14 protein-coding genes and 1 riboswitch are annotated in these 13674 nt (G+C 70.6%); of the genes, 6 read left to right on the plus strand and 8 right to left on the minus strand.

The window, feature by feature from the left end:
- Window positions 1-50 precede the first annotated feature (50 nt).
- A complete protein-coding gene (locus ASF21_RS02335) occupies window positions 51-866 on the plus strand; it encodes a response regulator transcription factor (RefSeq protein WP_055766255.1) in 816 nt (271 codons plus the stop codon).
- Window positions 867-952: 86 nt separating this feature from the next.
- Here the strand turns inward: ASF21_RS02335 and ASF21_RS17105 are convergent, their stop codons facing one another.
- From ASF21_RS17105 to ASF21_RS02360, 5 genes are all read right to left on the minus strand, one after another.
- The gene (locus ASF21_RS17105; RefSeq protein WP_235498628.1) at window positions 953-2041 is read right to left on the minus strand and encodes a signal peptidase I; all 1089 of its coding nucleotides are present in this window, start codon (window positions 2039-2041) and stop codon (window positions 953-955) included.
- A 204-nt stretch (window positions 2042-2245) separates the two neighbouring features.
- Entirely contained in the window at window positions 2246-2803 is a 558-nt protein-coding gene (locus ASF21_RS02345; protein ID WP_082471172.1) for an HPP family protein, read from the minus strand.
- Complete coding sequence (locus ASF21_RS02350; protein ID WP_055766258.1) at window positions 2800-3261, minus strand: hypothetical protein; 462 nt, start codon at window positions 3259-3261, stop codon at window positions 2800-2802. Before ASF21_RS02350 ends, ASF21_RS02345 begins: the two co-directional genes overlap by 4 nt.
- A complete protein-coding gene (locus ASF21_RS02355; protein WP_055766261.1) occupies window positions 3258-5786 on the minus strand; it encodes a molybdopterin oxidoreductase family protein in 2529 nt (842 codons plus the stop codon). Before ASF21_RS02355 ends, ASF21_RS02350 begins: the two co-directional genes overlap by 4 nt.
- Window positions 5787-5881: 95 nt before the next feature.
- The gene (locus tag ASF21_RS02360) at window positions 5882-6913 is read right to left on the minus strand and encodes an LLM class flavin-dependent oxidoreductase (RefSeq protein WP_055766264.1); all 1032 of its coding nucleotides are present in this window, start codon (window positions 6911-6913) and stop codon (window positions 5882-5884) included.
- A gap of 264 nt (window positions 6914-7177) precedes the next feature.
- Here ASF21_RS02360 and ASF21_RS02365 point away from each other — a divergent pair, with 264 nt between their 5' ends.
- The 4 genes from ASF21_RS02365 (at window position 7178) to ASF21_RS02380 (ending at window position 9741) form a co-directional block, all read left to right on the plus strand.
- Window positions 7178-7522 carry an ArsR/SmtB family transcription factor gene (locus ASF21_RS02365; protein WP_055768972.1) on the plus strand — a complete coding sequence of 115 codons (345 nt, stop codon included), beginning with the start codon at window positions 7178-7180 and terminating at the stop codon, window positions 7520-7522.
- A complete protein-coding gene (locus ASF21_RS02370) occupies window positions 7522-8301 on the plus strand; it encodes a cation transporter (protein ID WP_082471173.1) in 780 nt (259 codons plus the stop codon). The genes ASF21_RS02365 and ASF21_RS02370 overlap by 1 nt, the downstream gene beginning before the upstream one ends.
- Window positions 8302-8391: 90 nt before the next feature.
- Window positions 8392-9087 carry a DsbA family protein gene (locus ASF21_RS02375; RefSeq protein ID WP_235498629.1) on the plus strand — a complete coding sequence of 232 codons (696 nt, stop codon included), beginning with the start codon at window positions 8392-8394 and terminating at the stop codon, window positions 9085-9087.
- Window positions 9088-9096: 9 nt separating this feature from the next.
- A complete protein-coding gene (locus ASF21_RS02380; RefSeq protein ID WP_055766269.1) occupies window positions 9097-9741 on the plus strand; it encodes a vitamin K epoxide reductase family protein in 645 nt (214 codons plus the stop codon).
- 12 nt (window positions 9742-9753) lie between these two features.
- Here the strand turns inward: ASF21_RS02380 and ASF21_RS02385 are convergent, their stop codons facing one another.
- Window positions 9754-10191, minus strand: coding sequence for a YybH family protein (locus tag ASF21_RS02385; protein WP_055766272.1), 438 nt, complete (start codon window positions 10189-10191; stop codon window positions 9754-9756).
- A complete protein-coding gene (locus ASF21_RS02390; RefSeq protein ID WP_055766275.1) occupies window positions 10188-11156 on the minus strand; it encodes an EamA family transporter in 969 nt (322 codons plus the stop codon). Before ASF21_RS02390 ends, ASF21_RS02385 begins: the two co-directional genes overlap by 4 nt.
- A 72-nt stretch (window positions 11157-11228) precedes the next feature.
- On the opposite strand from ASF21_RS02390, the gene ASF21_RS02395 reads away from it, so the two are divergent.
- A complete protein-coding gene (locus tag ASF21_RS02395; protein WP_055768977.1) occupies window positions 11229-12146 on the plus strand; it encodes a LysR family transcriptional regulator in 918 nt (305 codons plus the stop codon).
- Between the two features lie 50 nt (window positions 12147-12196).
- Here ASF21_RS02395 and ASF21_RS02400 read toward each other — a convergent pair whose 3' ends face one another.
- Window positions 12197-13249 carry an SGNH/GDSL hydrolase family protein gene (locus tag ASF21_RS02400; RefSeq protein ID WP_055766278.1) on the minus strand — a complete coding sequence of 351 codons (1053 nt, stop codon included), beginning with the start codon at window positions 13247-13249 and terminating at the stop codon, window positions 12197-12199.
- Window positions 13250-13475: 226 nt separating this feature from the next.
- Window positions 13476-13576, plus strand: a riboswitch (glycine riboswitch).
- Window positions 13577-13674 lie beyond the last annotated feature (98 nt).

The raw sequence follows: 13674 nt of genomic DNA on the forward strand, positions 1-13674 counted from the left end.
CGGCCCCGATGCACTCGGTGGTCGTCCGAAGATCTGGCAGTGTGTGAGTCATGACATCCGACCCCGATGCGCGCCTCGCTCTCATCATCGAAGACGACGCCGATGTGCGGCAACTGCTCGTCATGACGCTGGGCATGAACGGCTTCACCACCATCGAGGCGGAGAACGGACGCCAGGGCGTGGCACTGGTCAGGGAACGGCAGCCCGATCTCGTGACGCTCGACCTGAACCTCCCGGACATCGACGGCGTGGAGGTGTGCCGGCAGATCAGGCCGCTGACCGACGCCTACGTCATCATGATCACCGCGCGCCAGGACGAGATCGACCGCCTCATCGGACTCGAGATCGGGGCCGACGACTTCGTCGTCAAGCCCTTCAGTCCGCGGGAGGTGGGCGCCCGGGTGAACGCGATGTTCCGGCGACCGAGGAACACCGTCCGCAGCGTGGTCCAGCCGCTGATGGGCGCTGCGGCGGCGCCGGTGGCCCAGTCGGCGCCCACCGTGCAGGCCTCCGAAGCCGTGCCGGTGGCGCCCGTGGCGGACGAGGACATCGAGGGCCTGCTGCGGCACGGTCCCCTCAGCATCGACACCGAGGGCCGGATCGCCATGCTGGACGGTACCGAGTTGCCCCTGACACGCATCGAGTTCGACCTCCTGGCCACGCTCGTCTCGGGTCCGCGGCGAGTATGGCAACGCGAGACGCTGCTCTCCCGTATCTGGGGGGATGGCTGGGTCAACGACCAGCACCTCGTCGAGGTGCACATCCGGAACCTGCGCAAGAAGCTCGGCGAGGACACGAAGGCACCGCGGTTCATCCGTACGGTGCGCGGGGTCGGGTACCGCATGATGCCGCCGGCCACTGCCTGACGCGCCGACCGGCTGACCACCGTTTGCCTGACGGGCCGACTGGCCGGCTCATCGACCGGCTGACGCCCGTGCACGCCGCCGAGTGCTCAGTGGGGGTGGACGTCCTGGTGGCGGATGGCGTCCAGTGCGGTCGAGACGTCCGCGCCGTGCTGCCGGAGCCTCGCGACGAGGGCCCGATGTGTGATGGGCCGACCGATCAGCTCCAGTGCGGCCGAGGACTCCTCCTCCAGCCGGCGCGCGCCCACCATGGAGGCACTGACGGTGAGGCTGAGGAGCGCGACGACGGCGGCGTCGGCATCCCTGGCCGTGAGCGCGGCTTCGACGGCCCCGATCCGCTGCGGGAGCATCTCGACGAACGTCCCGGCGAAGAGCAGGGCGCCGGCGTGGCTGGACAGTTCCACGCCGAGGTTGTCGAGGATCCCGCGATCGAGCACCGGATGGTCGGTACGAGGGGAGCTCCCGGGGACATGCCCCGATCCTCCGACCGACCCGGCGGGCGTGGCGGAGCCCGGGGCAGGCTCGGAGGCGTCGTCGTCGTCCTCCTCCCGGCGTGACCAGATCATGAGGAGCAGCGCCCCGACCAGCACGGCCGGGACACCGTAGACGAGGATGTGGCTGACGGCCGGGGTCCGGAGGGCCCGAATCACGTTGCCCACCTCGGGGATGACCGCTGCGGCCTGGTACACGTTCTCACCCTCGAGGGTTGCGAGCCACGGATCCACGGCATCGTTCGCGTCGCCCTGGGTGCGCACGGCCGTGGTCCCATCCGCGCCGCGGACGACCTCGGTGACCCGGTGGGTCTCGACCCGGTGGTCCTCGACGGGGATGTGGTAGCTGATCACGTCTCCCACCTCGATCCCGCCGACGGGCTGGAGGGTGGTGACGACCACGTCGCCCGGCATGATGCCGGGGGCCATGCTGCCCGTGAGCATCGTGGCGGTCTGGTAGCCGAGGAAGCGGGGGCCGATGGCGAAGAAGAGGACCGCGATGACCGCGACGATCATGAGCAGCGTGCCGAGGAGGCTTGCGAGACGCGCTACGACGGAGCGGCGCGGGTCCGCTCGGACGGGTGGTGCACCGGAGTCGCCGGACCGGACGCTTGCGACGGGAGCGGGCGACGTCCGTACTGCGGCGCGAGGACCCGATGAGAAGGACGGGAAATCGATGGTGGTCACGCCTGCTCCTTGGTGCTGCCGCTGGTCTCCGGGTCCGCTGATCGGTCCGGGGTGAAGCTACCCGCCGGTTCCGGTGGACGGACCGGAGCCGGCGGGAAGAACGCGGAGCGGTGTGCTCCTGACAACAACTCTCGTGGACCCCGATCAAAGAGGGCGTGGCCGAAGGGCGAAAGAAAACCGAAGAAAGGGCGAAGCGGTTCCCGCTCAGTCGGTTCCGGCCGCAGGGCGCGTGCCGAGCAGCAGATTGGCGCCCCACCCGATCCCGGTGAGGAGTACCACGGCGGCGGCCACGGTGGCGAAGTGGACGGGGGTGTGGAGGATGCCGAGGCTCACGATCAGCGTGGTGGCTCCTGCCGGCGGATGGGGCAGGGCGATCCGCGTCAGGACGAAGGTGGTCACGGCCACCGAGAGGGCGCGTGCGGCCAGGTGGGCTCCGGTGAGTCCGCCGACCGGGGCGGCCTGCAGGCCGTCCACGCCGAACCCGTAGAAGCAGGCGACGCCGGCGGCGAGCCCGACTCCGTGGCCGACGAGCGTGTTGACGGGCCGCGAGGCCGGCTGGTCGGGCGACTCGAAGAAGAGCATGACCGTGGGACCGAGGCTCGGGAAGAGCCAGGGCAGATGGGTCACCAGCCCCACGAGCCCGACCGCGCCGACGGTCAGGAGGCTCAGTCCGCCCGCGTACAGCCCGCCCGCGTACAGCCCGCCGCCCAACCGGCCGCGCGCCGACCGGAGGCGCTCGACGAGCGGGATCCGTCCGGTCATGACGCGACCAGCAGGACCTGCGGTGCCGCCTGTTTCATGCGCGTCTGCAGCCATCGGCTCTGCAGGTCCGCGTCCGGCGCGCAGCGGACCACGATGTCGAGGAGCTCGCGGTCACGGCTGCCTGCCGCGGCCTGACCCACCATGGTCCACATGACATCGAGGTGATGGACGAGCACGGAGAGGTCCTGCAGGTCGAGGAGCAGGCCGAGGGCGCCGGTCCGGACCTCCTCGACGCCGTCGGCCGTGACCCGGTGCTCCTCCTCGCCCTCCACCTCGGATCCGAAGCGCACGATGACAGGCTCGAGGGCCTCGACGTGCCGGTCGCACTGCCCGGCGAGGGTCCCGAGGATGACGTGGAAGTCGGGTTCGTCACCGTGGCCGTCCGCGACGACGCGGAAGGACCGGGCGAGGATGCGCTCGGCCTCGTGGAGGAGTCCGAGGTAGACGGGGAGCTTCATGGCCGCTCCTCGCTCGAAGCGACCCGGGGTGGTGCCGTGTCGGGGAACCTCTCGGTGGCCTCGCCCTCCGGGCCTCCGACCGTCGCCGGCACCGTTCCGGGCCCCCCGCCCGAACCGGTGGTACGGCCCGCGGCACGGTGGCCCGCCCGGGCGGGCCTCGAGGCCGCCGTGGTCGGGGCGGGGGACGGGCCCGCGCCGTCGCGGACCTTCTCGATGCGCACCGCGGCGTTCTTGAACACCGGTTGCTTGGACACCGGGTCCCACTCCGTCATCGTGAGTTCGTTGGCCGCGTGGTGCGCCGACGCGGAGCCCTCTGATCCGCCGTCGTCCCAGTAGCCGTAGTGGAACGGGGCGAACACCGTGCCCTCCCGCAGGTCACCGACCCGCACCGGTACCTCGAGATGTCCCCGACGTGAGAGGACCGCCACCATGTCGCCCTCCACGATGCCCAGCTGCTCCGCGTCCGCGGGCGACACCTCGACCCAGGCGCCCGGCGCGGCGCGGTTCAGGGCGCGGCTGCGCCCGGTCTTGGTCCGTGTGTGGAACTGGTAGACCGTCCGCCCCGTGGTGTAGCGCAGCGGGTACTCCTCGCTCGGTTCCTCGTGCGGTGGCCGGTAGTCCTCGCTCTTCAGCCACGCCTTGCCGGGCTGCACGGTGGCCCGGTAGAGGACCGGGCCCGTCGCGGCGCCGGTGAGGAGGTCGTGGCCGTAGGACTCGCAGTAGTCCGGATCCGTGGGGAAGACGCCATCCCCGTAGAGGCGCACGGTGCCGTCCGGATTCTCGTCGTTGCAGGGCCACGGGATCCCGCTTCCGCCGCGCAGCCGCTCGTAGCTGATGCCCGTGTAGTCGCAGGGACGCCCGCGGGTGCATTCCTGCCAGGCGCGGAAGCCGTCCTCGGGTCCGGTCCAGTCCAGCAGGGGCGCTCCGCTCCGGGTGCGGAAGTCCATGCGCCGCGAGTAGTCGAGGAAGACATCGAGATCGCTCCTCGCCTCGCCCGGCGGCTCCACCGCCTTATCGGACAGGTGCACCGTGTGGTTGACGTTGGTGAAGGTCCCGGTCTTCTCACCCCAGGCGGCGCAGGGCAGGACGACGTCGGCGTACCGGGCCGCCTCCGTCAGGTACAGGTCCTGGACCACGAGGAACAGGCCCTCCGTGTCGAGGATGCGCCGGATCCGTTCGAGTTGCGGCATCGAGACCGCCGGGTTCGTGGCCGAGATCCACAGGAACTCGATGGACCCGAGCTCCACGTAGCGGAAGATCTGCATGACGTGGGTGGGCGGCGCCCAGTGCGGGATGGTGTCCGGATCGACATCCCACAGGTCGGCGAGCTCCTGCACGTGCTGCGGATTCTCCCAGTTCCGGAATCCTGGCAGATCGCCGTCGGCCCCGCACTCGCGGTTGTTCTGCGCCGTCGGCTGACCGTTCATCTGCAGGATGCCGCTGCCCTCCTTGCCGAGCATGCCGCGGAGCAGGTGCAGGTTGTTCACCTGGCAGGACGACGCCGTCGCCTGCGCGGACTGGTAGAACCCCTGCAGCACCGTGGAGAGGATCCGCTCGCTCGTGCCGAAGATCTCCGCCGCCCGGCGGACGTCGTCGGCGCCGACGCCGCACGTCTCGGCGACCGCCTCGGGCGTCCATCGCTCCACGGTGGCCCGGAGCCGGTCGACGTCCAGCGTGTGCGCCGCGATGTAGGCGTCGTCGATCCAGCCGTTCACGAAGAGTTCCCGGATCAGCCCGTTCATGAGGGCGAGGTTGGTGCCGGGCCGGACGGCGAGGTGCACCTCCGCCGCGCGGGCCACCGGCGTCTCGCGCGGGTCCACGCAGACGAGGCGTGGCGGATTGGGTCCGGCGAGGCGGTCGAGGACCCGCATCCACAGCACGGTCTGCGTCTCGGCCATGTTGTGGCCGAAGAGGAACATGGCGTCGCACTCGTCGATGTCCACGTAGCTGCCCGGCTGGCCGTCCGAGCCGAAGCTCTCCTTCATGGCGGTGGCCGCCGTGGCCGTGCACAGGCGGGTGTTCCCGTCCATGTGCGGTGTTCCCACGCCGGCCTTGCCGATGATGCCGAGGGCGTAGTACTCCTCGAGGAACAGCTGGCCGGTCGTGTAGAAGCCGTGGCTCAGCGGGCCCTTGGTGTGGAGCAGGTGACGGCTCCGCTCCACGATCCGGTTCATCGCGGTGTCCCAGTCGGTCTCGACGAGTTCGCCGTCGACGCGGATGAGGGGGCGGGTCAGTCGATCCCCGGTGTCCACGCCCTGCCAGCTGCCGAACAGGCCCTTCGGGCCGAGCCGTCCGTGGTTGACGATGTCCGCCTGCCGTCCGCGGATCCCGACCATGCGCCCGTCCTTGACGGCGATGTCGCAGCCACAGCCGTTGCTGCACAGGACGCAGGCGGACTGCACCCAGCGGTCGACGTCGCCCTCGGCGACCCCGGGTGCCAGCGTCTGGTCCACGCGGACCGGCCAGCGCTCACCCCGGGCGTACGGCGTCCTCGTCCCCCAGATATCAGCGATGCGATCGACCATGGCGGGACCTCCGGTGGGTGGGTGCTGGCGTACGGCGCCACGCTACCCACTCACCGGATCCCTGGGCGGGAAAAATTTCCGCCGTCAGGCCCTTGCTAGGCGAGCATCTCCCGGACCATCGGGATGACCTTCGTCCCGTAGAGCTCGATGCTGTGCATGAGCTTCTCGTGGGGCAGGGGCCCGGCGCTGTACTTGAGGTCGAAGCGGTCGATGCCGAGAGCCTGCGCCGTCGCGGCGATCTTCCGCGCCACGGTCTCCGGGGAGCCGACGTACAGCGATCCGACGTCCGCTTCCTGGTCGAACTCGGCCCGGGTGGTCGGACCCCAGCCGCGCTCGCGCCCGATGCGGTCGCGCATGATCCGGTTGTCCGGCCACAGCTCCTCGCGGGCCTGCTCGTCCGAGTCCGCGATGTACCCGGGGGAGTGCACGCCGATGGGCAGGGTGGGCTGCCCGAGCTGCGTCAGCGCCCGATGGTACAGGTCGACATAGGGGGCGAACCGGGCGGGTTCCCCGCCGATGATCGCGAGCATGAGCGGCATGCCGTAGCGCGCGGCCCGTACGACGGACTCGGGACTCCCACCGACACCGATCCACGTCTTCAGCCGGCCGCCCTCGGTCTTGGGATAGACCTCGTGGTCCTCGAGTCCCGGACGGGTGCTCCCGGACCAGGTCACGGGCCCTTCCTTGATGAGCTCGGAGAACAGGTCCAGCTTCTCCTCGAACAGGCGCTCGTAGTCGGAGAGCTCGTAGCCGAAGAGGGGGAACGACTCCGTAAAGGATCCGCGCCCGAGGATGACCTCGGCGCGACCGTTCGAGGCGGCGTCGAGCGTGGCGAAACGCTGGTACACACGGACGGGATCGTCGGAGCTGAGGACGGTGACGGCGGAGCCGAGCCGGATGCGCTGCGTCTGCCCGGCGATGGCCGCGAGCACCGTCTCGGGGGCGGAGACCGCGAAGTCGTCGCGGTGGTGTTCCCCGACGCCGAAGAAGTCGATCCCGACCTGGTCCGCGAGGACGGCCTCGGCGATGACGTTCCGGATCACCTGGGGGTAGGGGACGGGGGTGCCGTCCTCGCCGCGCGTGACGTCCCCGAAGGTGTCGAGTCCGAGTTCCAGTTCGCGTGCCATGGTGTCGCTCCTGTGCTTGCCGTCCGGCCCGCCCTGGACCTGCTGGTAGAACCGGCGCCCTCGGCCCGTTATTCCATGCATACGTATGTACCTGCCCCAAGGCTTCCTGAGAGATCACGGCATCACTCTGTCCACCGTCGTGTCCCCCCGTGCCCGCAGGACGGGCTCGTCGGCCCTCGTCCCGGGCCTGGTGCCACCGATGCGGAGGTGGAGGGTCGGGAGGGGCCATCACTGTAGTACATGCTTCTGTGTACTATGGGGACCATGGAGACGCTGACCCCCCAGTCCGTGCTGGCCCGGTTCGGGTATGCCCTCTCTGATCCCGTGCGCGCCCAGGTGCTGTTGGCGCTGCGGGCAGCACCGTCGTACCCGGGTGATCTGGCCGCGATGGCCGGGGTGAGCAAGCAGCGGTTGTCGAACCATCTCAGCTGCCTGCGGGGGTGCGGGCTCGTCGTCGCCGTCCCCGAGGGGCGCCGCGTCCGGTACGAGCTGGCCGACCAGAAGCTCGGCGACGCACTGACGGCCCTCCTGCACGTGGTCGCGGTCAGTGACCCCGACTGCCGCTGCACCCCCGAGGGGCAACACGTCGAAGGGAAGGCCTGCTGCTGATGAGCACCCACACGTCACCGGGCGCGCACCGGCCGGGGCCGGCTGCTCCGACCGCGGAGCGTCGCGCGGTCCTCTCCCGGCGGATCCGTCTGTTCGTCGCCACGACCATCACCTACAACGTGATCGAGGCGGTCATCGCGATCAGCGCCGGGACGATCGCGTCCTCGAGCGCGCTGATCGGCTTCGGGCTGGACTCGATCGTCGAGGTCCTCTCCGCGGCCGCTGTGGCCTGGCAGTTCGCCGGCCGCGACCCGGAGGCCCGGGAGAAGACCGCGCTGCGCCTGATCGCGTTCTCCTTCTTCGGCCTCGCCGCGTTCGTGAGCTTCGATGCGATCCGCAGCCTGCTCGGCGGGGCGGAGGCCGAGCACTCCCTCGTAGGGATCGCCCTCGCCGCGGTCAGTCTCGCCGTGATGCCCTTCCTGTCCTGGGCGCAGCGCCGCGCCGGCCGCGAACTCGGGTCCCGCTCGGCCGTCGCGGATTCCAAGCAGACCCTGCTGTGCACCTATCTGTCCGGCGTCCTGCTGGTCGGCCTGCTGCTCAACAGCACCCTCGGGTGGTCCTGGGCCGACCCGATCGCTGCCCTGGTCATCGCCGCCGTCGCCATCAAGGAAGGCCGTGAGGCCTGGAAGGGCGACTCCTGCTGCGCCCCGACCGTCGGAAACCTCGACGCCCACGACAGCGTTGATGCCATGGGGGGCACCTCCCCCGATGCCGCGGGTGTCCCGGAGAACTCCGGCTCGGCGGCGGGCGCGTCCTGCGCCTGCTGCGCGCGCGGATAGAAGACCGGCCGAACACCCGCTCCACCCGCTTCACCCGGTCCCGGCGGGACCGAGCACGACGACGCACCCAGCCGACGAGGAGACTTCCCTGTGCCGACCCAAGCGCCACCGACCAGCACGAAGACCGGCCTGAGCCTGCAGAACCGCATAGTGATCGGACTGCTCGCCGCCGCGGCGCTCGTCGTGGCTCTGGTGGTCATCCTCGGCAACCTCGGCGACGAGCCCTCCCGGACCGCCGACGCCACCGGTGCCGATGCCCAGGTGGTGCGCGCGGACAGTCACCGGCTGTCCCAGGCCACGGACGAGAAGGCCGTGCTGGTCGAGTTCCTCGATTTCGAGTGCGAATCCTGCCTCGCCGCGTACCCGCTCGTCGAAGACCTCTCCGAGGAGTACAGGGAGAACCTGACGGTCGTGTCCCGGTACTTCCCGCTGCCCGGTCACCCGAACTCCGAGACCGCAGCCGTCGCCGTCGAAGCCGCTGCGCAGCAGGGCAGGTTCAAGGAGATGCACGCCCGGATGTACGAGACGCAGACCGAATGGTCACACACCGACCAGGACAGGTCGCCCGTCTTCAGGGGCTACGCCGAGGAGCTCGGCCTCGACCTGGCCGCCTACGACGCCGCCGTGGCGGATCCCGCGACCATGGAGCGCATCACCCGGGACAAGAACGACGGACTGGCGCTCGACGTCCAGGGGACCCCCACCTTCTTCCTGGAGGGCCGGAAGATCCAGCCCGCCAGCGAGGAGGAGTTCCGCCGGCTCATCGACACCGCCATCGGCCGGTAGGGGCCCGCGATGCGACCACACTCCCAGGTGCACTCCACGAAGCGGACGACATCGGGGGCGGATCCTGAGATCGGCGTCCCGGCCTTCGCGCGTCCCCGCGCCTTCGGGCTGCTCCTGCTGGCGACGGGCATCACCGGCTGGATCGCGGCCGGCATCCTGATCCTCGAGAAGCTCGAGCTCTACCGGGACCCGGACCACGTCACCAGCTGCGACATCAATCCATGGGTGTCCTGCGGCCAGGTCATGGAGACCTGGCAGTCTGAGCTCTTCGGCTTCCCCAACCCCTTCATCGGCCTCGTCGGCTTCAGCATCATCATCACCACCGGCATGGCACTGCTCGCCGGCGCCCGGCTGGCCCGCTGGTACTGGATCGGCCTGCAGGTGGGTGTCACCCTCGGGGCCGTCTTCGCGGTGTGGCTGTGGAGCCAGGCCCTGTTCGACATCTACATCCTGTGCCTCTACTGCATGATCGTCTGGGCGGCGATGATCCCCCTGGTCATCCTCACCACCCTCAGGAACCTGGCCCAGGGGGTCATCCCTGCGCCCGCCGGCCTCACCCGTTGGCTCACGGACTGGGTCGGGCCGATCATCGCCCTGACCTACATCGCCGTCGCCGCCTCCGTGTTCTTCCGCTTCCTCCACGTCTTCACCTGACGGGCCTCCCGGCTACCCGGCGGCCCGACGCTCCAGCCTGACCGATCCCGTCCCGGCGTCCACGGGGGCCGAGGTGTGCTCGTGCACGATCCGCCACCGGTCGGCCGAACGCCGGAGTACCCAGGTCAGGCGATTGTCCATCCCGCGCCCCTCCGCGCCGTCCGACTCCGTCTCGCGGTAGGAGATGTTCGCGACGATCGTCGCGAGGTCCTCGACCACGACCGAGCGCACGTCGTCGAACACCACGCCGACGTTCTCCTCGCCGATCGAGCCGAACCACTGCCCGATCGCGACGCGCCATGCGGCCTTCCCCTCGTAGGACCACTCGGACCAGAGATCGAAGACCCGCACGTCGTCGTCGTACAGGGACAGCAGTGCCTCCGCGTCCTTCTGCAGGACGGCCGATGCGTACTGCTCGAACAGGTCTCCGGGGATGTCGCGGTGCGTCATGATGCTCCTTGGGTCTGGCGGTCCGCGTCCCGGACCACAGCCTGTAGACGCGGCGCCGGTCCGGGATTCATCGGTGTGTCCCGATGGTGACGGACGCGGCGCGGACGGGCAAGGGCCGTGGCCACACCGGCGAGCAGGACGACGGCCCCGAGCACCTCGACGGCTGACGGCACCTCGGCGAGCACGAGCCAGGCCGCTCCCATCCCGACCACCGGGACCAGCAGCGTGAAGGGCACCACGGACGCGGGCTCGTAGACGGCGAGGAGATGGTTCCAGATGCCGTATCCGACCAGTGAGGCGAGGGCCGCGGTGTAGAGGGCGCTCGCGATGGTCACGGGCTGCAGATGCACGAGCGCGTCGCCGACGGCGGCCGGCCCGTCGACCACGAGCGAGAGGCCCAGCAGCGGCAGGGGGACCACGGCGCCGGACCAGACGACGAGGCCCAGTCCCGACGCGGCGCGGGCTCTGCGGGCGATCACGTTCCCCACGGCCCACGACAGTGCGGCGGCGAGGACGACGACGAGCGGCAGCAGCGGGGCCACCGCGCTCCGGCCGACGGCGACGACGAGCAGCCCGAGGGCGCCCAGGGCCAGCCCGGCGAGCTGGATCGGTCGCGGACGGTCACCGAGGAAGAGCGCCGCGAGGAGGACGGTCAGCAGGACCTGCGCCTGGAGGACGAGCGAGGCGAGCCCGGCCGGCATGCCGAGGGAGATCGCGAGGTAGAGCAGGCCGAACTGGCCGGCGCTCATGAAGAGCCCGACCCCGATGATCGCCGTCCAGCTGATGTCGGGCTTCCGGATGAAGAAGATCCACGGCAGCACCACCAGGGCGAAGCGCAGGGCGACGAACAGCAGGGGTGGGACCTCCGCTCCGTCGGCCGGGTGCAGCCCCAGATCGATGGCGACGAAGTTGAGGCCCCACAGCACGGCCACGAGCAGGGCGAGAAGACAGTGGCGACGGGTCATGGTGTCAGTCAACCGCGACGGAGCGTGAAGGACCAGCGCACAGAAGTGCGCTTGATCGTGTACGTTTCCTTCATGATTGATCCTTCGGCCCTGCAGGCCCTCGCTGCCGTCCGACAGACGGGCTCCGTCATCGGGGCAGCGACGGCTCTCGACTTCAGCCCGTCGGCGATCTCCCAACAGATCAAGAAGCTCGAGCGGCAGACCGGCGTGCCCCTGCTCGAGCGGCACGGCCGCGGCGTCCTCCTCACCGAGCGGGGCAACGTGCTCGCGGACTACGGCCGGCGCATGCTCGCGGACCTCGAGGCGCTGCAGTCCTCCCTCCTGTCGGAGCCCGGTGAACCCCGGGGGCGCCTGCAGCTCGTGGCCTTCTCGACGGCGTGCCGCGGGCTGGTCGGTCCGGTGCTGGGGCGGATCGCCACGGAGGGGACGGACCTGGACCTGAGGGTGAGCTCGGACGATCCCCGCGAGGCCGTGGCGCGGGTCGCGGAGGGGAAGGCCGATCTCGGGATCGTCCACAACTGGAACTCGGTGCCCCTGGGCGTGCCGGAGAACCTCGAGCTGGAGTGGCTGTGCGAGGACGTGGCCGATCTCCTGGTCCGCGACGACCACGCGCTCGCGGGCCGCGTCTCGGTGGAACCCGCGGATTTCGTGGACCAGACCTGGGTCAGCACCCCGCACGGAGCCATCTGCAACGAGGCCCTCCTGAAGCTCCATGCGGACCTCGGGCGCCTGCCGGACATCCGCCTGTACGACGACGACTTCGCGACGCACATCGCGCTCGTCGAGCAGGGCGTCGCCGTGGCGCTCGTGCCGCGCCTGGGACGGCCCGTGCTGCCGGAGCGGGTCGTCGTCGTGCCCGTGGTGCGGCCTACGCCGGCGCGCCAGGTCGGCGTGGTGCATCGGCGCACCATGGCGGAGAGCCCCGGTATCCGCCACGTCGTCGCGCTGCTGCGGGAGGCCGCCGCGCAGACGCACGGCGAGCCCGGCTGACCCCGAGCCGAGGGACACCGCACCATTGCACCCAGGGGACCGGCGCGCGGCTACCGTTCCCGGGCCTGAGCGGCCTGAGCGGCCTCCGCGGCGCGATCCGCCCGCGCGATGCTCGCCGGGTCCGCGAGGTCGACGCCGGCCCTCGCCGCAGCGGCCCGCGCCGACCGGCTCTTCAGGTCCGGCAGGACGAACTCCTCGGGCCGGATGCGCCGGTCCGTCGCGGAGTACGCTGCCTGCTGCTCCGTGAGGGCAGGGGCGGCGGCCTCGGCGGACTGCAGCGTCTCCTGTGTGACGGCGACGCGGGCGCCCGTGAGCGCAGCACCCATGAGGGGAACGTACCCGGACGCGTGGCCCGTCCGGTTCGGATGGTAGGAGTCGGAGATCGGGCTGGAGAGCCCGTTCAGCCACTCGACGTCGTCGCACACGGCATGACCGGTGAACGCCGGTGCCGGGTCGCGGAAGGCGAAGCCCGCGGTGGCGGCCGCGGCCGCCGTCGTCCGGTTGAGGAGGTCCGCCGTGGCGTTCAGCCGCGACTCCTCGGCGGGTGAGAACCATGTGGCGGCGTTGCAGTCCTCGCCGTTGAAGATGCGCGGGTACCCGGCGATGGTCACGGCCGCCCGGGGTGCCCGCGCGCGGATCTGCCCGTACAGGGAAGCGAGGCTTCCCGGTAGCTGATCGGTGATGATCGCCTGGGCCCTGTCGACGGCCGCGGTGCAGTTGCTCATCCACGCCGGCTTGGCGCACTCGGTCAGGACGGAGACGAAGGCCGCATCATTGCCGCCGACGCTCAGTGAGACGTAGGCGGTGGTCGGCGTCAGCGCGCCCAGCTGCGTCGCGGCGACGTCGGGGATGGTGGCCCCGGAGCACGCCCGGAGATTCAGCGCGTACCCCCTGGCGCTCGCGATGAGCGACGGATAGGCGTACACGGAGCGCTGGCAGGCCGTCCCGTCCGCCAGGTAGGCGCGCGTGCCGGTGCCCGAGGAGTAGGAGTCCCCGGGCGCCACGTAGGAGGCCCCTGCCGCGGAGGCGGGAGGCGCCGGGAGGACGACGGCGGCCAGCAGGGCGAGCGCGGCGAGGGCCGGGCGGAAGCGGGGGATCGTCATCGATACTCCAGGTCGGGCAGTGGTGAGCAGTCATCCGGACCCACGCTAAGCCTGCATCGCGCCGATCGGACGGTTCTGCAGGAGCATTCATGGCACACCCTTCCGGCATGGGAGGGGACACGGTACTGTTCGGCCCGTCGACGTCGGGCTTTGCCTCCCTTCCGCCCTGCGCGGTAGGCTGTGGGACGGCTCACACGCCGCCCGAACACCCAACTGAATACGCCATCGATCTGCAGCGGGAGAGTCCTCCCGTCCACCACACCGGCAGGCGCCGTAGGAGCAACTCCTCCCCAGGAATCTCTCAGGCCAATGCACCGCTGCGGCTAGGCAACTCTGGAAAGCAGCCCCGACATCCACTCGGCGCTCACCGACGGTGCAAGCAGGCAACGCGTCCTGCGGAAACTCTCAGGTCCCCTACAGAGCGG

Origin of the sequence: Arthrobacter sp. Leaf234, from assembly GCF_001422665.1 — a bacterium.
Taxonomy (GTDB): Bacteria; Actinomycetota; Actinomycetes; order Actinomycetales; family Micrococcaceae; genus Arthrobacter_D.